The organism is Delftia acidovorans NBRC 14950 (genome assembly GCF_001598795.1).
Taxonomy (GTDB): domain Bacteria; phylum Pseudomonadota; class Gammaproteobacteria; order Burkholderiales; family Burkholderiaceae_C; genus Comamonas; species Comamonas acidovorans.
In genome coordinates, this window is the sequence record NZ_BCZP01000025.1 from 60691 (window position 1) to 80594 (window position 19904).

General features: G+C 68.1%; 20 protein-coding genes. 15 read left to right on the forward strand and 5 right to left on the reverse strand.

Translation table 11 applies throughout. The annotated features are described in order from the left end of the window. Positions 1-3: 3 nt before the first annotated feature. From DA1_RS24080 to glyA, 3 genes are read left to right on the forward strand one after another with little or no spacing between them, the layout of a single operon-like run. Entirely contained in the window at positions 4-855 is an 852-nt protein-coding gene (locus DA1_RS24080; RefSeq protein WP_034393440.1) for a YggS family pyridoxal phosphate-dependent enzyme, read from the forward strand. A 57-nt stretch (positions 856-912) separates the two neighbouring features. Then, complete coding sequence (locus DA1_RS24085; protein WP_080736873.1) at positions 913-2151, forward strand: aspartate aminotransferase family protein; 1239 nt, start codon at positions 913-915, stop codon at positions 2149-2151. A gap of 46 nt (positions 2152-2197) precedes the next feature. After that, positions 2198-3472 (forward strand): serine hydroxymethyltransferase, encoded by a 1275-nt coding sequence (gene glyA / locus DA1_RS24090; RefSeq protein ID WP_034393437.1) that lies wholly within the window; start codon positions 2198-2200, stop codon positions 3470-3472. Positions 3473-3493: 21 nt separating this feature from the next. Here glyA and DA1_RS24095 read toward each other — a convergent pair whose 3' ends face one another. The 3 genes from DA1_RS24095 to DA1_RS24105 form a co-directional block, all read right to left on the reverse strand. Further along, entirely contained in the window at positions 3494-4552 is a 1059-nt protein-coding gene (locus DA1_RS24095) for a patatin-like phospholipase family protein (protein ID WP_034393436.1), read from the reverse strand. A 75-nt stretch (positions 4553-4627) separates the two neighbouring features. Further along, positions 4628-5530: a LysR family transcriptional regulator gene (locus tag DA1_RS24100; RefSeq protein ID WP_034393435.1), complete on the reverse strand. Its 903-nt coding sequence runs from the start codon at positions 5528-5530 to the stop codon at positions 4628-4630. A 14-nt stretch (positions 5531-5544) separates the two neighbouring features. Then, complete coding sequence (locus DA1_RS24105) at positions 5545-6081, reverse strand: MarR family winged helix-turn-helix transcriptional regulator (protein ID WP_034393434.1); 537 nt, start codon at positions 6079-6081, stop codon at positions 5545-5547. Between the two features lie 204 nt (positions 6082-6285). Between DA1_RS24105 and DA1_RS24110 the strand changes: the two genes are divergently transcribed. The 5 genes from DA1_RS24110 to DA1_RS24130 all read left to right on the forward strand — a co-directional run bounded on the left by DA1_RS24110 (position 6286) and on the right by DA1_RS24130 (position 11109). After that, positions 6286-7494, forward strand: coding sequence for a 3-hydroxybenzoate 6-monooxygenase (locus DA1_RS24110; protein ID WP_034393433.1), 1209 nt, complete (start codon positions 6286-6288; stop codon positions 7492-7494). 16 nt (positions 7495-7510) lie between these two features. Next, on the forward strand, positions 7511-8548 hold the full coding sequence (locus DA1_RS24115; protein ID WP_012205530.1) for a cupin domain-containing protein: 1038 nt from the start codon (positions 7511-7513) through the stop codon (positions 8546-8548). Between the two features lie 38 nt (positions 8549-8586). Further along, a complete protein-coding gene (locus tag DA1_RS24120; protein ID WP_034393430.1) occupies positions 8587-9294 on the forward strand; it encodes a fumarylacetoacetate hydrolase family protein in 708 nt (235 codons plus the stop codon). A 19-nt stretch (positions 9295-9313) separates the two neighbouring features. Further along, on the forward strand, positions 9314-9955 hold the full coding sequence (gene maiA / locus DA1_RS24125) for a maleylacetoacetate isomerase (RefSeq protein WP_034393428.1): 642 nt from the start codon (positions 9314-9316) through the stop codon (positions 9953-9955). Between the two features lie 116 nt (positions 9956-10071). Then, positions 10072-11109 (forward strand): Bug family tripartite tricarboxylate transporter substrate binding protein, encoded by a 1038-nt coding sequence (locus tag DA1_RS24130; RefSeq protein WP_034393425.1) that lies wholly within the window; start codon positions 10072-10074, stop codon positions 11107-11109. 414 nt (positions 11110-11523) lie between these two features. On the opposite strand, the gene DA1_RS24135 is transcribed toward DA1_RS24130, so the two are convergent. Beyond that, on the reverse strand, positions 11524-12762 hold the full coding sequence (locus tag DA1_RS24135) for a flavin-dependent oxidoreductase (RefSeq protein WP_017404779.1): 1239 nt from the start codon (positions 12760-12762) through the stop codon (positions 11524-11526). Positions 12763-12812: 50 nt separating this feature from the next. Next, positions 12813-13793: a tripartite tricarboxylate transporter substrate binding protein gene (locus tag DA1_RS24140; RefSeq protein ID WP_034393422.1), complete on the reverse strand. Its 981-nt coding sequence runs from the start codon at positions 13791-13793 to the stop codon at positions 12813-12815. 122 nt (positions 13794-13915) lie between these two features. On the opposite strand from DA1_RS24140, the gene DA1_RS24145 reads away from it, so the two are divergent. The 7 genes from DA1_RS24145 (at position 13916) to mmsB (ending at position 19784) form a co-directional block, all read left to right on the forward strand. After that, a complete protein-coding gene (locus DA1_RS24145; RefSeq protein WP_230590793.1) occupies positions 13916-14455 on the forward strand; it encodes a MarR family winged helix-turn-helix transcriptional regulator in 540 nt (179 codons plus the stop codon). 190 nt (positions 14456-14645) lie between these two features. Then, the gene (locus tag DA1_RS24150; protein WP_034393415.1) at positions 14646-16169 is read left to right on the forward strand and encodes a CoA-acylating methylmalonate-semialdehyde dehydrogenase; all 1524 of its coding nucleotides are present in this window, start codon (positions 14646-14648) and stop codon (positions 16167-16169) included. A gap of 61 nt (positions 16170-16230) precedes the next feature. Then, positions 16231-16632, forward strand: a complete 402-nt coding sequence (locus DA1_RS24155) for a lysozyme inhibitor LprI family protein (RefSeq protein ID WP_034393413.1) — start codon at positions 16231-16233, stop codon at positions 16630-16632. Between the two features lie 73 nt (positions 16633-16705). Next, complete coding sequence (locus DA1_RS24160; RefSeq protein WP_016446004.1) at positions 16706-17872, forward strand: acyl-CoA dehydrogenase family protein; 1167 nt, start codon at positions 16706-16708, stop codon at positions 17870-17872. A gap of 23 nt (positions 17873-17895) precedes the next feature. Continuing rightward, a complete protein-coding gene (locus DA1_RS24165; protein WP_034393410.1) occupies positions 17896-18360 on the forward strand; it encodes a TfoX/Sxy family protein in 465 nt (154 codons plus the stop codon). A 22-nt stretch (positions 18361-18382) separates the two neighbouring features. Next, complete coding sequence (locus tag DA1_RS24170) at positions 18383-18850, forward strand: DUF488 domain-containing protein (RefSeq protein WP_034393409.1); 468 nt, start codon at positions 18383-18385, stop codon at positions 18848-18850. 37 nt (positions 18851-18887) lie between these two features. Continuing rightward, entirely contained in the window at positions 18888-19784 is an 897-nt protein-coding gene (gene mmsB / locus DA1_RS24175) for a 3-hydroxyisobutyrate dehydrogenase (RefSeq protein WP_034393406.1), read from the forward strand. Positions 19785-19904 lie beyond the last annotated feature (120 nt).

Consider the following 19904-nt stretch of genomic DNA (forward strand, 5'->3'; position numbering starts at 1 on the left):
ACCATGCTTTCGACACAAGACACCACCGGCGGCACCGCCCAAGCCGCCGACACCCTGACCCGCCACGACCAGCACGGCCGCTACCCCCAGGCCGAGACGGTGGACGATTTCCGGCACAACCTGGCCACCGTGCAGGCGCGCATGGCCGCTGCGTGCCGCCGCGCAGGGCGCGACCCGGCCAGCGTGCGCCTGCTGCCCGTGAGCAAGACCAAGCCCGAATCCAGCCTGCGCCTGGCCCACGCGGCGGGCTGCCGCATGCTGGGCGAGAACAAGGTGCAGGAAGCCTTCGGCAAGTGGGAGGCCATGCAGGACCTGGCCGATCTGCAGTGGTCCGTCATCGGCCACCTGCAGACCAACAAGGCCAGGCTGGTGGCACGCTTTGCCAGCGAGTTCCAGGCGCTGGACAACCTGCGCGTGGCCGAGGCGCTGGACCGCCGCCTGCAGGCCGAAGGCCGGGCGCTGGACGTGTTCGTGCAGGTCAACACCTCGGGCGAGGCCAGCAAATACGGCCTGCCGCCCGACGAGGTGCAGGGATTTGTCCAGGCCCTGCCCGCCTTCAGTGCGCTGCGCGTGCGCGGCCTGATGACGCTGGCCCTGTTCTCCAGCGAGGCCGAGCGCGTGCGCCAGTGCTTCGTGCTGCTGCGCAGCCTGCGCGACCAGCTGCGCCAGAGCGCGCCGGCGGGCATCTCGCTGGATGAGCTGTCCATGGGCATGTCCGGCGACTTCGAGATCGCCATCGAGGAAGGCGCCACCGTGGTGCGCGTGGGCCAGGCCATCTTCGGTGCCCGCGCCCAGCCGGACAGCTTTTACTGGCCCGCAGGCGGCCCCGATCCCGCGGCCCTGGCACTGCCCTGAACGCGCCCCCTCGCCACCCTTTTCGATTCAACCCTGACCCCGCTTGAGGACCTTGACATGCAAAAAGCCATGCAACCCCTTGATTCCCGCCTGATGAAGGCCTATGCCCGCCAGCCCGTCTCCTTCGTCCGTGGCCGTGGAGCCCTGCTGTGGGACGAGCACGGCAACGAATACCTGGACGCCATTGCCGGCGTGGCAGTGACCGCCCTGGGCCACGCCCATCCGGAGATCGCCGCCGTGATCGCCGAGCAGGCCGGCCTGCTGCTGCACACCTCCAACGTGTTCCGCATCGACTGGCAGGAACGCCTGGGCCAGCGCCTGTGCTCCCTGGCCGGCATGGAGACGGCCTTCTTCTGCAACTCCGGCGCCGAGGCCAATGAGGCCGCGCTCAAGCTGGCGCGCCTGCACGGCCACCGCAGGCAGGTGGCGCGGCCGCAGATCCTGGTGATGGACAACGGCTTTCACGGCCGCACACTGGCCACGCTGTCGGCCACGGGCAACCCGGCTAAGCAGCGCGGCTTCGAGCCGCTGATGCCGGGCTTCGTGCGCGTGCCCTATGACGACATCGCGGCCGTGCACCACGCCGCCGCCCAGCATGGCGACATCGTGGCCGTGCTGATCGAGCCCGTGCAGGGCGAAGGCGGCATCCGCCTGGCAAGCCCCGACTACCTGCGCCAGCTGCGCAGCCTGTGCGACCGGCATGGCTGGCTGCTGATGCTGGACGAGATCCAGACCGGCCTGGGACGCACCGGCGCCTGGTTCGGCCACCAGCACGCGGGTATCACCCCCGATGTGATGACCCTGGCCAAGGCCCTGGGCAACGGCATTCCTATCGGCGCCTGCCTGGCGCGCGGGCCTGCGGCCGACCTGATCTCGCCCGGCCAGCATGGCTCCACCTTCGGCGGCAACCCGCTGGCCTGCCGCGTGGGGTGCACGGTGCTGGACATCATGGAGAGCGAGGACATCCCCGGCCGCGCCAGGCAACTGGGCCGGCGCCTGCTCAACGGCCTGCAGCAGGCGCTGCACGGCCACCCCGACGTGCTGGCCGTGCGCGGCCAGGGCCTGATGGTGGGCATCGAGTTGAACCGCAACTGCCAGGACCTGGTGGGCCGCGCGCTGGCCCAGCAGCGCCTGCTGATCACGGTGACGCGCGAATCCACCATCCGCCTGCTGCCGCCGCTGATATGTGACGAGCGCCAGATCGACGACATCGTCGCCCGCGTAGCCTGCCTGCTGGAGCCGGCCAGCGCCGCGCAGGCAGGCGCCCCCGCCGCAGGCCAGCTGGCAGCTGCATGACCATCGATTCCCCCAGCCCTTGCCCCGACACAGGAACCACTCACCCATGTACGACGCATCCCTGACCCTGGCCGACTTCGACCTGCAGCTGGCCAAGGCCATCCAGAGCGAGAAACGCCGCCAGGAAGACCATGTGGAACTCATCGCCTCCGAAAACTACGCCAGCCCGCTGGTGATGGCGGTGCAGAACTCGGTCTTCACCAACAAGTACGCCGAGGGCTATCCCGGCAAGCGCTACTACAGCGGCTGCGAGAACGTGGACGTGGCCGAGCGCCTGGCCGTGGAACGCGCCATGGCGCTGTTCGACTGCGACTACGCCAACGTGCAGCCCCATGCCGGCGCCCAGGCCAATGCCGCCGTGTTCCTGGCGCTGGCCCAGCCCGGCGACACCGTCATGGGCATGAACCTGGCCCAGGGCGGCCACCTGACGCATGGCAACCCGTCCAACTTCTCGGGCCGCCATTACCGCATCGTCCCCTACGGCCTGGACCCCGCCACGGGCCTGATCGACTACGACGAGATGGAGCGCATCGCCCTGGAGCACCGGCCCCGCATGCTCATCGGCGGCTTCTCTGCCTACTCGCGCCACAAGGACTGGGCCCGCATGCGCGCCATTGCCGACAAGGTGGGCGCCGTGTTCTGGGTGGACATGGCCCATGTGGCAGGCCTGGTGGCTGCGGGCGAATACCCCAGCCCACTGCCCCACGCGCATGTGGTCACCAGCACCACGCACAAGACGCTGCGCGGCCCGCGCGGCGGCCTGATCCTGTCCAAGGGACAGGACGAAACCTTCAACCGCCGCCTGAGCTCGGCCGTGTTCCCCGGCGTGCAGGGCGGGCCGCTGATGCATGTGATCGCCGCAAAGGCCGTCGCCTTCAAGGAGGCGCTGCAGCCCGGCTTCAAGACCTACCAGCGCCAGGTGCTGGCCAACGCCCGCGCCATGGCCGCCGTGATCCAGCAGCGCGGCTACCGCATCGTCTCGGGCGGCACGGACAACCACCTGATGCTGATCGACCTGTCCGACCGCAGCTACACCGGCAAGGATGCCGACGCCGCGCTCAGCGAGGCGCACATCACCACCAACAAGAACACCGTGCCCAACGACCCGCGCTCGCCCTTCGTGACCTCGGGCCTGCGCATAGGCACGCCCGCCGTCACCACGCGCGGCTTCGGCCAGGCGCAGTGCGAACAGCTGGCCGGCTGGCTGTGCGATGTACTCGATGCGCTGGACGCGCAGGAAGGCGCCCGCTTTGCCAAGGTGGCGGCGCAGGTCAGGGAGCAAGTGACGGGGCTTTGCGCCCGCTATCCGGTGTACGGATAGCCCGAGCGCAGCCGTGGTGGATCAGGGGTTGGCGTTGAGGTTGGGGTTGGCGCAGGCGCCGTCCATACCCGCCATCTCCGCCAGCTTCTGCATGCGCGAGCGCTGGTCCAGGCAGGCCTGGTGCTGGGCTTCGGCCGCCTTTTGCTGCGCCAGCTTCGCGGCCTTGGCGCGCTCGGCCTGCAGTTGGACGATGCGCTCGCGGATCTGGGGCATGGCGGCCACGGCGGCCTTCTCGCCTTCAAGAATGGCGCTGGCGCGCTGGGTGAAGTCGGCCGGGCCGATGTCCAGCACCTTGGGGCGGATGGTGATGTCGGCGCGGGCCAGCTCGGCCTGGCCCAGCTTCTGGCCCATGATGGCAATGGACTGGCCCAGTGCGCCCAGCATGTTCTCGGGCGCCTTGCCACGGGCCTTGTTGGAGATGTCCACGGCAATCACCAGGTCGGCGCCCAGCTGGCGCGCGGCGTCCACGGGCACGGGGCTGGTGATGCCGCCATCGACGAAGTGGAACTTGCCGATGGCCACGGGCTGGAACACACCCGGAATGCTGCTGGAGGCACGCACCGCCTGCCCCGTATTGCCGCGCGCGAACACGGTGCGCTCGCCGTCTTCCAGCCGCGTGGACAAGGCCACGAAGGGCTTGGCCAGCTGCTCCAGCGGCTTGCGGCCCACCTGTTCGTTCACATAGTCTTCCAGCTTCTGCCCCACCAGCAGGCCGCCCGAGGACAGCTGGAGGTCGCGGATCCTGGTCTCATCCAGCGCCACGGCCTTTTCCTGCAGCTCGAAGGCGTTCATGCCGCTCGCATACAGCGCCCCCACCACGCTGCCCGCGCTGGTGCCGGACACCACCGCAGGCGCAAGGCCATTGGCTTCCAGCATCTTGATGACGCCGATATGGGCAAAGCCCTTCACGGCCCCGCCGCCCAGGGCCAGACCGATCCTGATGGGCGCCACGGGCGTGCCCGGCGCGGTGGGCGTGGACTCGGGCGTGGCCGCCGAGGGGCTGGGCGGGTTGCTGCCGCAAGCGGCCAGCCCCGCCAGGCTCAGGTACACCAGTGGACGCAAAAGGGCTTGGAGGCGCATGCCAGGGATCCTGCTGTCGGATGACGAGATTCGGGGCGGGCAGTATAGCGGCAGGGGCCTGACCGCCGCAGGCCCTCAGGCTCTGGGCTTCAGCAAGCCGCCCATCCCCTGCACAGCCTCCCGCAAAAACCCCCAGACCGCCTCAATGCGCTGAACCTGCCGGGCATCCGAGGGCATGCTCATCCAGAAGGTGCGGGTGAAGCAGGCCTCGGCGGGCAGGACGCGGCTGAGCACGGGGTCGCGGTCGGCGATGAAGGCAGGCAGCACGGCCAAGCCGGCGCCTGCGCGCACGGCCTCATACTGGGCAGTGATGCTGGTGCTGCGAAAGGCAAATCGCTCGGGCTGGAACAGGGTGGACAGCAGCTGCAGCTCGCGCGTGAACAGCAGGTCGTCCACATAGTGGATGAAGCTGTGGTGGCGCAGGTCCTCGGTGCGCGCCACCAGGGGGCGGCGCGCAAGGTATTCGCGCTGGCCGTAGAGGAACAGCCGGTAGTCGGTGAGCTTGGTGACCACGGCCGAGCCGCGCGTGGGGCGCTCCAGCGAGATGACGATGTCGGCCTCGCGCCGCGACAGGTGCAGCAGGCGCGGCAGGGCCAGCAGGTCGATGCTCAGCAGCGGATGGCGCTGCGTCAGCGCGGCCAGCTGCGGGGCCAGCAGCTGGGTGCCGAAGCCCTCGGTGGCGCCCACGCGCACCAGGCCGGACGGTCCCTGGCTGGTGGATTCCGCCGCCAGCGGCATGCGCTCCAGCCCGGCGGCGGCGCGCTGCATGGCGTCTGCCACGCCCAGCAGCTGTCGGCCGGCCTCCGTGGGCCGCCATTGGCCCGCTTCACGCTCGAAGAGCACGGCCCCCAGCTGTTTTTCCAGGGCCTGGATGCGGCGCGACACCGTGGTGTGCTCCACGCCCAGGCGCCGCGCGGCGGCGGCCATGCTGCCGCTGCGCGCCAGCTCGCCAAAGAATCTCAGGTGGTCCCAGTCCATGGGTCGAGGCCGCCTCAGTCGGCTGCGGCGCGGCGCGCGGCCAGCGTGCTGGGCGCACGCGCCAGGTCGTCGTTTTGCCGCACCAGGACGGCCATCATGTCCATGAACAGGCCCCGCTGCTCCTGCGGCAGCGGCTCCAGCATGCGCTGCTGGGCCCGCAGCACCGAGGGCTCGGCAGCGGCCAGCAGCGCGGCGCCTTCTGCGGTGACCGACAGCAGGCGCACTCGCCGGTCGGCCGGGCTGGTGTTGCGCACCATGAGGCCGCGCGCCTCCAGCCGGTCGATGACGCTGCCGATGGTCGAGGTATCGAAGCCGATCATCCGCGCCAGCGTGCGCTGGTCCACGCCGGGCTGGCGCAGCACGGCCGACAGCGCCGCGTACTGCACGGGGGTCACGCCGAATTCCTGGGTCTCCTCCATGAAGACGGCTACCGCGATCTGCTGCAGGCGGCGGATGTGGTAGCCGGGGTAGTTTTCTAGTTCTGCGGGTTGGTAGTCCATGGCCATTGCGCTCTTTTCCGGGTCCCTGCGGGCAAGCGCAGATGTTCGCATGAACCGCGCCCTCCGTTGGCGTTGGCTGGCGGACAGGTGATTCAACCGGACACGCTGTCCACCACCGTTTTGCCTGCATCCAGGGAAACCCCAGGCTGGCCTGATGCAAATCAACACTACACTCATCGTCAGCATACTGTTTAATTACTCGCGACGCAGCTGCCTCGCAGGCGGGCGACACGCACCACGAAGCACAGGACATCCATGAGCACCAGCATTTCTTCCCGGGCGCTGCCCGTTCTTGTGGCAGGCGGCGGCATTGGCGGCGTGGCGGCCGCGCTGGCCCTGGCGCGCCAGGGATTCGCTGTCAAGGTGCTGGAGCAGGCGCCGCAGCTGGGCGAGATCGGCGCCGGCATACAGCTGGGGCCCAATGCATTCGCGGCCTTTGATGCGCTGGGCATTGGCGAGCTGGCCCGTGGCCGCGCGGTCTATACCGACGAGATGGTGATGCACGACGCGCTCGATGAAAGACTGGTCGGCCGCATTCCCACGGGCGAGGCGTTTCGCGCCCGCTTCGGCAACCCGTATGCGGTGATCCACCGCGCCGACATCCACACCTCGCTGCTCGAAGGCGCGCGCGCCCACGGCCATATCGAGACGCTGACGGGCACCCGCATCGAAGCCGTGCAGCAGGAGGGCGACACCGTCACCGTGCGCGACCAGCACGGCCAGATCCATGTGGGCCAGGCGCTGATCGGCGCCGATGGCGTGAAGTCCGTGGTGCGTCAGCAGTACGTGGGCGATGCGGCGCGTGTCTCCGGCCACGTGGTGTACCGCGCCGTGGTGGAGAAGAACGACTTCCCCGAGGACCTGCGCTGGAACGCGGCCAGCATCTGGGTCGGCCCCAACTACCACCTGGTGCACTACCCGCTGCGCGGCGGCGAGCAGTACAACGTGGTCGTCACCTTCCACAGCCGCGAGCAGGAGGAATGGGGCGTGCGCGAAGGCAGCCGCCAAGAGGTGCAAAGCTACTACAGCGACTGCTGCCCGCGCGCCCGCCAGCTCATAGACCTGCCCAAAAGCTGGAAGCGCTGGGCCACGGCCGACCGCGAGCCCATTGGCCAGTGGAGCTTCGGCCGCGCCACCCTGCTGGGCGATGCGGCCCACCCCACGCTGCAGTACATCGCCCAGGGCGCCTGCATGGCGCTGGAAGACGCCGTGACGCTGGGCCAGGCGCTCAAGCGCGGCGGCAACGACTGGCCGCAGGCGCTGCGGCTGTACGAGCGCTCGCGCATCGCCCGCACGGCGCGCGTGGTGCTGTCCGCGCGCGAGATGGGCCGCATCTTCCACGCCAGCGGCGTGGAGCGCCTGGTGCGCAACGACCTCTGGAAGGGCCGCACGCCCCAGCGTTTCTACGACGCCATGGAATGGCTGTACGGCTGGAAGGCCGAAACCTGCCTCGCCGAAGACTGAACACAAGGAGACCGCCATGCAAGAACTTGGCCGCCTGGAAGACCTGCCCCAGGACTACCGCGACGAACTCACGCGCAACAACCTGGTGCCGCTGTGGCCCAGCCTGCGCAACGTGATGCCGCCGCACACGCCGCGCCCGCGCACCCAGCCCATTGCCTGGCCCTACCAGGCCATCCGCCCGCTGCTCATGCAGGCCGGCGAGCTGACGCCCATCGAAAAGGCCGAGCGCCGCGTGCTGGTGCTGGCCAATCCCGGCCATGGGCTGGAGAAGATGCAGGCCAGCTCCTCCATCTACCTGGGCATGCAGCTGCTGCTGCCCGGCGAATGGGCGCCCTCGCACCGCCACACGCCCAATGCCGTGCGCATGGTGGTGGAAGGCCAGGGCGCATGGAGCCTGGTCGACGGCGAGAAATGTCCCATGGAGCGCGGCGACCTGATCCTCACGCCCACGGGCCTGTGGCACGAGCATGGCCACGACGGCGACGAGCCCGTGGTCTGGCTCGATGTGCTGGACCTGCCCTTGGCCTACTACCTGGAAGTCACCTACCACGTGGACGGCCCGCGCCAGCCCGCCCTGCCCGGCCGTGGCGACCGGGCGTATGCGCGCGGTGGCCTGGCGCCCACGCAGGTGTTCGCCCGCAGCGCCAAGGCCTACCCCATGCTGCGATACCCCTGGAAGGACGCGCGTGCCGCCCTGCTGGAGCTGGCCGCCGACCGCCCCGATCTGGACTGCGTGCAGCTGGCCTACACCAACCCCGAAACCGGGGCCGACTGCGAAAACATCCTGGGCTTTTACGCGCTGATGCTGCGCCCGGGCCAGACGCTGCAGCTGCCCGCGCGCTCGCCGGCCTGCGTGTTCCACGTCATCGAGGGCGGCGCCAGCGTGGCCGCCGTGGACCGCCATTTCGACCTGGCCCCGGCCGACACCTGCTGCGTGCCCGGCTGGGCGCCCGCCACGCTGGCCAATGCCAGCGCCAGCGAGCCCGCCTTCCTCTTCCTGGCCGACGAGGCCCCGCTGCACCGAAAGCTGGGCCTCTACGAGGTCCGGCCTTGAATCCTCCGATTTCTCTTACCTCCCCCATCGCCAATACCATGACCGCCCCCCAATACCTCTGGACCCCGCCCCCCGTCCAATCCCTGCCCGTGCGCGGCAGCACGCAGCGCCTGCCCGTGAACCGCCTGTTCTTCGTGGGCCGCAACTACCACGCCCATGCCGTCGAGATGGGTCGCCCGGTGGACAAGAGCGTGGAGCGTCCCTTCTACTTCACCAAGGCCCCCTCCACCCTGACCGAATCGGGTGCCACGGTGGCCTACCCGCCCGAGACGAACAACTACCACTTCGAGATGGAACTGGTGGTGGCCATCGGCAAGGCGGGCTTTCGCATTGCGGCGGACCAGGCGCATGAACACATCTACGGCTACGCCTGCGGCCTGGACATGACGCGCCGCGACCTGCAGCTGGTGGCGCGCGACAAGGGCCGGCCCTGGGACCTGGGCAAGGATGTGGAGCAGTCCTCGGTGGCCAGCGAGATCGTGCCCATGCCGGGCCAGGTGATCGAATCCGGCGCCATTGCACTGGCCGTCAATGGCGAGACCAGGCAGCAGTCCGACGTGGACAAGCTGATCTGGAACATCCGCGAAATCATTGCCGACCTCTCGCTGTTCTATCACCTGCAACCCGGCGACCTCATCTACACGGGCACGCCCGAGGGCGTGGGCGCCGTGCTGCCGGGCGACCGCATCACCGGCCATGTGCAGGGCGTGGGCGAGATCGCGCTCACCGTGGGCCAGCCTGAATAAGACCGAGGAGACCACCACCATGAAGCTCTACAGCTTTTTCCGCAGCGGCACCTCGCACCGCCTGCGCATCGCGCTCAACCTCAAGGGCCTGCGCCCTGACTACTTTCCCGTGGACCTGCGCGTGGACGAGCAGGCCCAGGCGCCGTTCAATCAGGTCAACCCGCAGGGCCTGGTGCCGGCGCTGACGCTGGACAACGGTCGCACGCTGATCCAGTCGCCGGCCATCATCGAATGGCTGGAGGAGCGCCACCCCGAGCCGCCGCTGCTGCCCGCCGACCCCGAGGACCGCGCCCAGGTGCGCGCGCTGGCCGCCATCGTGGGCTGCGACGTGCATCCCATCAACAACCGCCGCATCCTGCAGACCCTGCGCCGCCAGTTCGGTGCGGACGAGGCCGCCATCAACGCCTGGTGCGCCACCTGGATTGCCGACGGCTTCGACGCCATCGAGGCCCTGTTGACCCGCGACACGCGGCGCGGCGACTTCTGCTTCGGCCACGCACCCACGCTGGCCGATGTCTACCTCGTGCCCCAGATCGAAAGCGCACGCCGCTTTGGCGTGGACCTGGACCGCTGGCCGCTGATCAGCGCAGTGGACAGGGCCTGCGCCGCCCTGCCCGCCTTTGCGCAGGCTGCGCCCCTGGCCCAGCCTGACGCCGGTTGAACTTCGCCTGAACCTCGCCGCGCCTTTGCCGGCAGACCGACCTCGCCCCGAGTCCTCGCCAGAAGGACCGGGGCATTGCAAGCAGTGAAAAAAGCAGATCCAACAGGAGACAGACTGTGAAAGCATCCCCATCCAGCCGCCTCGGCACCGCCCCCTCCTGCCGCAAGGCCCTTGCAGGCGCAGCCCTGCTGCTGGCCTCCATCGCCCCGCTGCATTGCGCCTGGGCACAGGCAGGCTCCAGCAGCACCGCCAGCTTTCCCACGCGCCCCGTCACCGTGATCACGGCCTTTGCCGTGGGCAGCGGCCCTGACGCCGTGCTGCGCATCGTGGGAGAAAAGCTTTCCGCCCGCTGGAAGCAGGGCGTGACCGTGGACAACCGCCCAGGCGGCGGCGGCTTTGTCGCCATCGAAGCCGCACGCCGCGCCAAGCCCGACGGCTACACCCTGCTGCAGCTCGACAGCGAACATGTCTCCGCCCTGCCCTACCTCTACAAGCAGCGCAACTTCCATCCGCTGCAGCACTTCGACCCGGTGGCGCCGCTGTTCCTCACACCCTTCTTCGTCGCCGTGCCCACGAACTCGCCCTGGAAGAGCATGGGCGATCTGATCAAGGCGGCCAAGTCCGAGCCCGGCAAGGTCAGCTACGGCTCCTGGGGCGTGGGCAGCCCCGGCCATCTGGGCGGTGAATGGCTGGACTTCCTGACCGGCAGCAAGATGACGCATGTGCCCTACCGCGAGGTCAGCCAGCTCTACACCTCGGTGGCCAATGGCGATCCGGCCTGGAGCTTTGCCAGCATTCCCTCCAGCCAGGGCATCTACAAGTCCGGCAAGATCCGCTACCTGGCCGTGGCCGCGCCCCTGCGCATCGCCCAGATGCCCGACGTGCCCACCGTGGCCGAGTCGGGCGGCCCCGCCGACCTCATCGTGAACTCCTTCGTCTCCCTGCTGGCGCCCAAGGGCGTGGACGCCGCCCTGCGCGACAGGATCCATGCCGACGTGGTCGCCGTGCTGCAGGACCCGCAAGTGCGCGAGAAATTCGCCACCTTCGCCTTCCAGCCCATCACCTGGGAGGTGCCGGAAATGGAGAAATTCGCCAGGACCAAGGCGGACCAGTACAAGCTGCTGATCCAGAAGGCGAACATCAGCCTGGATTGAGAGCACCGAATAGACAAAGCAACGGGGCGTAGCGCCCTGTCGCCCCCGCACCCCGGCCCCTCCTCCCCATATGCCCGCGCCTGCGTCGTGGCGGTTGCGAGGTTGCAGTCCTGGCGAAGGACAGGACTGCTTCGTCAACTGACTCGCCGTGATTGTCTGAACGTAGCGCGCAGCGCGAAGTGAGTTTCACGGCGAACCCCGCAACCGCCACGACGCAGGTTGCCCCGTAGCGAAGCGAAGGGGACGCGGGCATTTGGGCGCGTTTCTTTGCCTCCTTTCTTGTCGCGCGACAAGAAAGGAGGTCGGCCGCCGGGCCGAAACCCGGCCTCGAAAAACAACCGCCCGGCAGGGACCCAAAAAAGAGTCGGGATGCAATACTGAATACCTGCCAAGCCAGCTCATTGCCCAACCACTTCACCCTTGCGACTGCGGATTCGCAAACCCCGCCACCTGCTCGTAATGGCGGGCAATGGCACGCAGCTCGTCCTGGCTGATCAGCTCGTCGATATGGCCGAAGGGCTGGCCGCCACTGAGCTCGTCGGCCTTCATGATGATGAAGTCGGGCGGCGTGGAGCGGTTGGTCAGCACCACCTGGCTGGTGGCGGGCAGGCGGCTGGCCTCATAGGCGGCCAGCAGCGCCAGCGGGTCGCCTTGCGGATCGGCAGCAAGCAGGTCGGCCAGCACCCGCGCATCGCGCATGGCCTGGGCCGAGCCGTTGGAGCCGCGCGGATACATGGGGTGGGCGGCATCGCCCAGCAGGGTCACGCGGCCGAAGCTCCACTGGTCCACGGGGTCCTTGTCCACCATGGGGTACTCGAAGATGGTCTCGGCCGAGCGGATCAGGGCCGGCACATCCAGCCAGTCGAAGCTCCAGCCGCCGAAAATCTCCAGCACATCCTCCATGCGCCCGGCGCGATTCCAGTCGTTCATGCGCATCTGCGGGTCGCGGATCTCGGCCACCCAGTTGATGCGCTGCATGCCCTGGCCATCGACGTTGTCCTCGATGGGATAGATCACCATCTTGCCGGTATCGACCGAGCCGATGCGCAGATAGCTCTTGCCCGTGAGGATGGGCTTGAAGCGCGAGACCCCGCGCCAGGTGTTGATGCCGCCGAAGGCCAGCTCCTCCTGCGGATAGAACTGGCGCCGCACGGCGGAGTTGACGCCATCGCAGGCCACGACGATGTCGGCCGTGGCGGACGGCGGCACATGGCCCTGGGCATCCGGCGCGAAATGCACGGTGGCGCCATGGGCCGACTGGTCCACGCGCACGCAGCGGTGGCCCGTGTGCACGGCACCCGGGCCCAGGCGCTGCACGGCGGCCTCGAAGAGAACGCGGTGCAGGCGGCCCCGGTGTATGCCCAGCTCCGGCAGCTCGTAGCCCGCATGGCGGCCGCGCGGCTCGCGGTAGACGAACTGGCCGTAGCGGTTGAAGAACACGCTCTCCAGGTTCTCGATCGCCAGGGCCTCCAGCTGCGGCTGCAGGCCCAGGTCGCTGAGTTCGCGCATGGCATGCGGCAGCAGGGTAATGCCCGCGCCGATCTCGCGGACCTCGGGCACGGCCTCGAAGACTTCGCAGGCAATGCCTCTTTGATGCAGGGCCAATGCCAGGCACAGGCCTCCGATGCCGCCCCCCACGATCGCTACTTTCATCCGCTGACTCTCCATGCTTTCTCCAGGGGCGCTGTTGGCGTCCGCCCCGCCTACTCGGCGGTAATCCCCCGCGCCTTGACCAGATCGGCCCAGCGCCGGGCGTCCTTTTGCACCAGGGCCTTGAACTCGGCCGGCGTGCTGCCGGCCGGATCCATGCCCTGGGGCGCGAAGGCATGCCGGACTTCATCCGACGCCAAAATCGCGCGGATCTCGCGATTGAGGGCATCGACCTGGTCCGCCGGCATGCCGGCCGGCGCAAACACGCCGTACCACATATCCACGTTCACATCGCCCGCCTTGGCCTCCTTGAGCGTGGGCACATCGGGCAGCAGCGGGTGGCGCCGCTGGCTGCCAATGCCCAGCGCGCGCAGCTTGCCGGCCTTCACATGCGTCAATGCCACATGAATGGGCAGGAACATGCATTCCACCTGGCCGCCCAGCAGGTCCGTCAGCGCCGGCCCTGTTCCGCGATACGGGATGTGCGTGATCGACACCCCGGCCGTGCTCTTGAAAAGCTCCATCGCCATATGGTGCGGAGTGCCCACTCCCGGCGACGCGTAATTGATGCGGCCCGGCGAGGCCTTGGCGGCCTTCACCAGATCGGCCGCCGTCTGATAGGCCGAGGCCGTGGGCGTCACCAAAATCAACTGCCCCCAACTGGTCAGCGTCACAGGTTCGAGGTCTGTCAGCGGATTGAATGGCAATTTGGGATACAGCGATGCATTCATCACCAGGGTATTCACTGTCACCAAAAGCGTCTGGCCATTGGCGGGCGAGCGCACAACGGCCTCGGTGCCGATATTTCCAGAGGCGCCCGGCTTGTTCTCCACCACCACGGGCCGGCCCTGGCGCTTGGCCAGCAAAGGTCCGATGGTTCGCGCTATCGTGTCGATTCCAGTCCCCGGAGTGAAAGGCACAATCAATTTCAGAGGCACACTCTCGGTACTGGCGATGGCACCTGCTACGGGTAAACCCAATACTCCCAATCCGCTCGTCTTCAAAAATTGCCGTCTGCCAACAAAATTTCGCATGTAGACCTCTTTTGTAGTTAGCATGCAAACGCATGGTAATCATGCACCAAAATGGGCACAATTGGTGGAAATCGAATGAATACTGGACACTTCTGCAAGAATACTAGACGCATATGGACACGATGACGCCTGCACCACTGCCGCTATATCAGCGCCCTGGCTTTTTGCTGCGGCGCGCCCACCAGATTTCGGTCGGCATTTTTGAAGAGCAATGCCGCCCCCTGGGACTGACGCCGCCACAGTACGGCGCCCTGGTCCTGATCGACGCCTCCCCCGGCTCCGACCAAAGCTCCCTGGCGCGCGCCATGGGCTTTGACAAGGTGACCACGCTGCGCCTGGTGCGCGGGCTGGAAGAGCGCGAATACGTGCACCGCGCCCTGAGCACGCGTGACCGCCGCCAGCACGAACTGACGCTGACCGACAAGGGCCGCGCCCTTCTGGCTGCCAGCGTGCCGCTGGTGGACCAGGCCTACCACCGCTTGGTGTCCCCGCTGGAAGACGGCGAGCTGCAGGAGCTGCTGCGCCTGCTGGCCAAGCTGGAGTCCGGCCTGGGCGCCAATGCCCGCGTGAAGCTGGAGCCGCTGCGCAAGCCCGGCGCCCGCTCCGTTCAGACCCCGGCTCCTGCCGACGACGCCCGCCTGCCGGCCACCGGCACGGACTGAGCCGCTGACCGCCTGAACCAGCATGGCCTGCGCCTGCCGCAGGCCATGCTCTTTTTTGCGCCAGCCTGTGCAAAAACGCACATGAATACTGCACATATCTCCATTGCTTGCGAAAAACCGCACAGCTACCATGCGATGAACGCCCGGCGCACGCATGCCGGGCTGACACCACCGCAACAGGAGACAAGCCATGAATGCATCCACGTCCGCCAAGGTTTTGGCGCCCACGGTCAAGCTGCTGATCAACGGCAAGCTGGTCGAATCCCAAAGCACCCAATGGCGCGATGTGGTCAACCCGGCCACGCAGGAAGTGCTGGCCCGCGTGCCCTTTGCCACGCCCGACGAGGTCAACGCCGCCGTCGCCAACGCCAGGGAAGCCTTCAAGACCTGGCGCAAGACCCCCATTGGCCAGCGCGCCCGCATCTTCCTGAAGCTGCAGCAGCTGATCCGCGAGAACATGAAGGAGCTGGCCGCCCTGCTGACCGCAGAACAGGGCAAGACCCTGCCTGACGCGGAGGGCGACGTCTTCCGCGGCCTGGAAGTGGTGGAGCATGCAGCCAACATCGGCTCGCTGCAGCTGGGCGAGCTGGCCAACAACGTGGCCAACGGCGTGGACACCTATTCCGTGCTGCAGCCCCTGGGCGTGTGCGCGGGCATCACCCCCTTCAACTTCCCGGCCATGATTCCGCTGTGGATGTTCCCCATGGCCATTGCCACGGGCAACACCTTCGTGCTCAAGCCCTCCGAGCAGGACCCCATGGTCACCATGCGCCTGTGCGAGCTGGCCCTGGAAGCCGGCATTCCACCCGGCGTGCTCAACGTGGTGCACGGCGGTGAGGACGTGGTCAACGCCATCTGCGACCACCCCGACATCAAGGCCATCAGCTTCGTGGGTTCCACCAAGGTCGGCACCCATGTCTACAACCGTGCCAGCCTGGCCGGCAAGCGCGTGCAATGCATGATGGGCGCCAAGAACCACGCCATCGTCATGCCTGACGCCAACAAAGAGCAAACGCTCAACGCCCTGCTGGGCGCAGCCTTCGGCGCGGCAGGCCAGCGCTGCATGGCGCTGTCGGTGGCCGTGCTGGTGGGCGATGCACAGAAGTGGATTCCCGAGCTGGTCGAAAAGTCCAAGACCCTGAAGGTCAGCGGCGGCACCGAGCCCGGCACCGACGTGGGCCCGCTGGTGTCCTGCGCGGCGCTGTCGCGTGTGGAAAGCCTGATCGAACGCGGCCTGGCCGACGGCGCCAAGCTGGAGCTGGACGGCCGCAAGCCCCAGGTGGCCGGCTACGACAAGGGCAACTTCGTCGGCCCCACCGTGTTCAGCGGCGTCAAGCCCGGCATGAGCGTGTATGACCAGGAAATCTTCGGCCCCGTGCTCTGCCTGGCGGCTGCCGACAGCCTGGACGAGGCCATCGAGTTCATCAACGCCAACCCCAACGGCAACGGCACGGCCATCTTCACGCAGTCGGGCGCCGCGGCGCGCAAGTTCCAGGAAGACATCGACGTGGGCCAGGTCGGCATCAACGTGCCGATTCCCGTGCCGGTTCCGCTGTTCTCCTTCACGGGCAGCCGCGCCTCCAAGCTGGGCGACCTGGGCCCCTACGGCAAGCAGGTCGTGCTGTTCTACACGCAGACCAAGACCGTCACGGCGCGCTGGTTCGACGACAGCACCACCAGCCAGGGCGTGAACACCACCATCAGCCTGCGCTGATGCACGGGTGGGCGGGCCTGGATTGATCCGGGGCAGGCCCCGGCTCTGGGATGATGGCGGCATGCGTTTTCCAATGACCGCCTCCCTCTCCCGGGGCCTGGGTGTCGCCTTGCTCACCGCCCTGACCGCCCTGCCCCTGACCCTTCACGCGCAGGCCGGTGCAGCCTGCGACCCGGCCTCCACCGCCGCCGCCAGCCGCAATGCCTGCGCGGTCCAGGCCTTCCAGGAGGCCGACACCGCGCTCAACATCCGCTACCTGGACGTCATGCAGCAACTGCCCCAGGGCAAGCGCACGGGCCTGCGCCACGACCAGAACGGCTGGATCAAGGGCCGCACGGCACGCTGCAAGGCCGCCACGCGCGACAGCGAAACCCAGCCCGAAGGACCGCGCCTGTACCACGAATGCCTCACGGCCGCGACACAGGAGCGCATGCAGGCGCTGGAGCGCTGGCTGCAGCACTGACCGCCGCACGCCCCCCACAGCCACCCCCAGAACAACAAGGGCCCCAGAGCCCAACGCAGGAGACAAGCCAGCCATGGACTTCGAACTCAACGACGACCAGCGCGCCTTTGCCGAATCGGCCCGCGCCTTTGCCCAGGCCGAACTCGCGCCCCATGCCGCGCACTGGGACCGTGAATCCATCTTCCCGCGCGAGGCCATCGCCAAGGCGGGCGAACTGGGCTTTTGCGGCCTGTACGCGCCCGAGAACGCCGGCGGCCTGCAACTGCCGCGCCTTGACGCCACCATGGTCTTCGAGGAACTGGCCGCCGTCGATCCCTCCACCACCGCCTTCATCACCATCCACAACATGGCCACCTGGATGCTGGGCACCTGGGCCACCGACGCCGTGCGCGCCGAATGGGGCGAGGCCCTGACCAGCGGCCGCAAGCTGGCCAGCTACTGCCTGACCGAACCCGGCGCGGGCTCGGACGCCGGCTCGCTCAAGACCCGGGCCGAACTGGCGGGCCATGAATACATCATCAACGGCGCCAAGGCCTTCATCAGCGGCGCGGGCAGCACCGACATGCTGGTGCTGATGGCCAGAACGGGCGACGCAGGCTCGGGCGCCAGCGGCATCTCCGCCTTTGCCGTGCCCGCCGACCTGCCCGGCATCAGCTACGGCAAGAAGGAAGAAAAAATGGGCTGGAACAGCCAGCCCACGCGCGTCATCAGCTTCGACAACGTGCGCATCCCGGCCCAGAACCTGCTGGGCCGCGAGGGCGAAGGCTTCAAGATCGCCATGAAGGGCCTGGACGGCGGGCGCATCAACATCGCCACCTGCTCCGTGGGCGCCGCCCAGGGCGCGCTGACCCAGGCCCAGCAGTACATGCACGAGCGCAAGCAGTTCGGCAAGCCCATCGCCAGCTTCCAGGCGCTGCAGTTCAAGCTGGCCGACATGGCCACCGAACTCGTGGCCGCTCGCCAGATGGTGCGCCTGGCCGCCTCCAAGCTCGATGCCGGCGCACGCGACGCCTCCACCTACTGCGCCATGGCCAAGCGCTTTGCCACCGATGCCGGCTTCATGGTCTGCAACGAAGCCCTGCAGCTGCACGGCGGCTACGGCTACATCCGCGAATACCCGTTGGAGCGCCTCATGCGCGATGCCCGCGTGCACCAGATCCTCGAAGGCACGAACGAAATCATGCGCGTCATCATCGCGCGGCGCATGCTGGAAGGCGATGCGCCGGACATGATCCGCTGATCCATCCACAGCCAGTCCACGCCATGCCCGCCCGCCCGCTCTCCGACACCACGCTGCACCTCATAGACGCCGTGCGCGAAGCCCTGGCCGGCTGCGACGACGTGCAGGAAAAGCGCATGTTCGGCTGCCATGTCTTCATGGTCAACGGCAAGCTGTGCCTGGGCGTGGAAGACGACGAACTGCTGGTGCGCCTGCCGCCCTCGCAGCACGCGGCCGTGGCCGAGACGCCGGGCCTGCGCCCGCTCTCGTCCAAGGGCCAGATGGACGGCTACTTCTTCATCGGCCCCGCCGCCTACGCCACGCGCCAGCAATGGCAGCACTGGATTGCCCAGGCCCTGGCCTTCAACCCCCACGCCAAGGCCACGCCCCCAAAAAAGCGCAAGGCCCAGGCCAGCGAACCCGCGCCCGCCGACGCAAAGACACCGCCAGCGCCGCCCGCCCCGGCCGGGCGCCGCACACGCAAGCACCCCATCTTCGGCGACGAATAAGCCCCCTTTGCAGGAGAGCCCCATGCCCATCCGCATCGTCCAGCTAGGCAGCCCCCGCCACGCCGATGAAGGCCTGCGCATAGGCACCGTGCGCCGCCCGCCGCGCGGCGTGCCCAAGGCCGAATTCGCCAGCCGCGACTACTACGACGTCTGGTACCCCGAACTCTCGCCCCAGCCCGACACCATGCACACCGCGCTCGAATCGCACCGGCTGCAGGACCACGGCCAGCAGGCCGAGGCAGACAAGCTCTGGCAGCAATTCGTGCGCAAATTCCGCAAGGAAATGGCCGAGCCCGCCGCCAGCCGCACGCTGGACCTGCTGGCCGCCCTCTCGCAGCACAGCGCCTTTGCCATCGGCTGCTACTGCGAGCAGGAGGCGCGCTGCCATCGCGGCATCCTGCGCTCCCTGCTCAAGGAACGTGGCGCCGACATTGCCAATGGCGACACGAACACTGGCGACACCAACGTCACCAGCGACACCGGCCACTGAGACACACCACAAGCTTCACAACACAGGAGACAAGCACATGCAGATCGCATTCATCGGACTCGGCAACATGGGCGGCCCCATGGCCATCAACCTGCACAAGGCAGGCCACACGGTCAAGGCCTTCGACCTCGCCAAGGACGCCTGCGCCAAGGTCGCTGCAGAGGGCGTGAGCATTGCCCCCAGCGCCGAAGACGCCGTGCAGGGCGCCGAAGCCGTGGTCTCCATGCTGCCCGCCAGCCAGCACGTGGAAGGCCTCTTCCTCGGCCGTGACGGCGCGGCCGGCCTGCTGCAGCGCATTGCCAAGGGCGCGCTCATCATCGACAGCTCCACCATCGCCGCCGCCACCAGCCAAAAGGTCGCCAAGGCCGCCCAGGCCGCAGGCATCGCCTTCATCGACGCCCCCGTCTCCGGCGGCACGGGCGGCGCCATTGCTGGCACCCTCACCTTCATGGTGGGCGGCAGCAACGCCGACCTGGAACGCGCCCGCCCCCTGCTCGAAAAAATGGGCGCAAACATCTTCCACGCCGGCGCCGTGGGCGCGGGCCAGACCGCCAAGATCTGCAACAACATGCTGCTGGGCATCCTCATGATCGGCACCAGCGAAGCCATCGCCCTGGGCGTGGCCAACGGCCTGGACCCCAAGGTCCTCAGCGAAATCATGCGCCGCAGCTCGGGCGGCAACTGGGCCCTGGAAAAATACAACCCCTTCCCCGGCGTCCACGAAAACGCCCCCGCCTCCAAGAACTACGCAGGCGGCTTCGGCACCGACCTCATGCTCAAGGACCTGGGCCTGGCCCAGGAAAACGCCATGGCCGTCAAGGCCTCCACGCCCCTGGGAGGCATGGCCCGCGCCATGTACGCCATGCACTCCATCGCCGGCAACGGCGCCCTGGACTTCTCCAGCGTCATCCGCTCCCTGCAAAAGAACGGCTGACCGCCAGGCTCAGGCCAGCGGGCAATGCCCTGCACCCGCACCCGCACCCGCACCCGCCCCCCTCAATCCCGTATGCCCGCGCCTGCGTCGGGCCGCCTGCGGGGTTGCAGTCCTGCCGCA

What these genes read in the sequence shown, in the direction of transcription:
- DA1_RS24095 (WP_034393436.1), bottom strand. Translation starts at nt 4,552, where the DNA reads ATGCGCCTCCAAGCCCTTTTGCGTCCACTGGTGTACCTGAGCCTGGCG.
- DA1_RS24080 (WP_034393440.1), top strand. Translation starts at nt 4, where the DNA reads ATGCTTTCGACACAAGACACCACCGGCGGCACCGCCCAAGCCGCCGAC.
- DA1_RS24165 (WP_034393410.1), top strand. Translation starts at nt 17,896, where the DNA reads ATGCCCGCCCGCCCGCTCTCCGACACCACGCTGCACCTCATAGACGCC.
- maiA (WP_034393428.1), top strand. Translation starts at nt 9,314, where the DNA reads ATGAAGCTCTACAGCTTTTTCCGCAGCGGCACCTCGCACCGCCTGCGC.
- DA1_RS24160 (WP_016446004.1), top strand. Translation starts at nt 16,706, where the DNA reads ATGGACTTCGAACTCAACGACGACCAGCGCGCCTTTGCCGAATCGGCC.
- DA1_RS24140 (WP_034393422.1), bottom strand. Translation starts at nt 13,793, where the DNA reads ATGCGAAATTTTGTTGGCAGACGGCAATTTTTGAAGACGAGCGGATTG.
- DA1_RS24105 (WP_034393434.1), bottom strand. Translation starts at nt 6,081, where the DNA reads ATGCGAACATCTGCGCTTGCCCGCAGGGACCCGGAAAAGAGCGCAATG.
- DA1_RS24100 (WP_034393435.1), bottom strand. Translation starts at nt 5,530, where the DNA reads ATGGACTGGGACCACCTGAGATTCTTTGGCGAGCTGGCGCGCAGCGGC.
- DA1_RS24110 (WP_034393433.1), top strand. Translation starts at nt 6,286, where the DNA reads ATGAGCACCAGCATTTCTTCCCGGGCGCTGCCCGTTCTTGTGGCAGGC.
- DA1_RS24120 (WP_034393430.1), top strand. Translation starts at nt 8,587, where the DNA reads ATGACCGCCCCCCAATACCTCTGGACCCCGCCCCCCGTCCAATCCCTG.
- DA1_RS24150 (WP_034393415.1), top strand. Translation starts at nt 14,646, where the DNA reads ATGAATGCATCCACGTCCGCCAAGGTTTTGGCGCCCACGGTCAAGCTG.
- DA1_RS24145 (WP_230590793.1), top strand. Translation starts at nt 13,916, where the DNA reads ATGACGCCTGCACCACTGCCGCTATATCAGCGCCCTGGCTTTTTGCTG.
- DA1_RS24155 (WP_034393413.1), top strand. Translation starts at nt 16,231, where the DNA reads ATGCGTTTTCCAATGACCGCCTCCCTCTCCCGGGGCCTGGGTGTCGCC.
- glyA (WP_034393437.1), top strand. Translation starts at nt 2,198, where the DNA reads ATGTACGACGCATCCCTGACCCTGGCCGACTTCGACCTGCAGCTGGCC.
- DA1_RS24135 (WP_017404779.1), bottom strand. Translation starts at nt 12,762, where the DNA reads ATGAAAGTAGCGATCGTGGGGGGCGGCATCGGAGGCCTGTGCCTGGCA.
- DA1_RS24170 (WP_034393409.1), top strand. Translation starts at nt 18,383, where the DNA reads ATGCCCATCCGCATCGTCCAGCTAGGCAGCCCCCGCCACGCCGATGAA.
- mmsB (WP_034393406.1), top strand. Translation starts at nt 18,888, where the DNA reads ATGCAGATCGCATTCATCGGACTCGGCAACATGGGCGGCCCCATGGCC.
- DA1_RS24085 (WP_080736873.1), top strand. Translation starts at nt 913, where the DNA reads ATGCAAAAAGCCATGCAACCCCTTGATTCCCGCCTGATGAAGGCCTAT.
- DA1_RS24115 (WP_012205530.1), top strand. Translation starts at nt 7,511, where the DNA reads ATGCAAGAACTTGGCCGCCTGGAAGACCTGCCCCAGGACTACCGCGAC.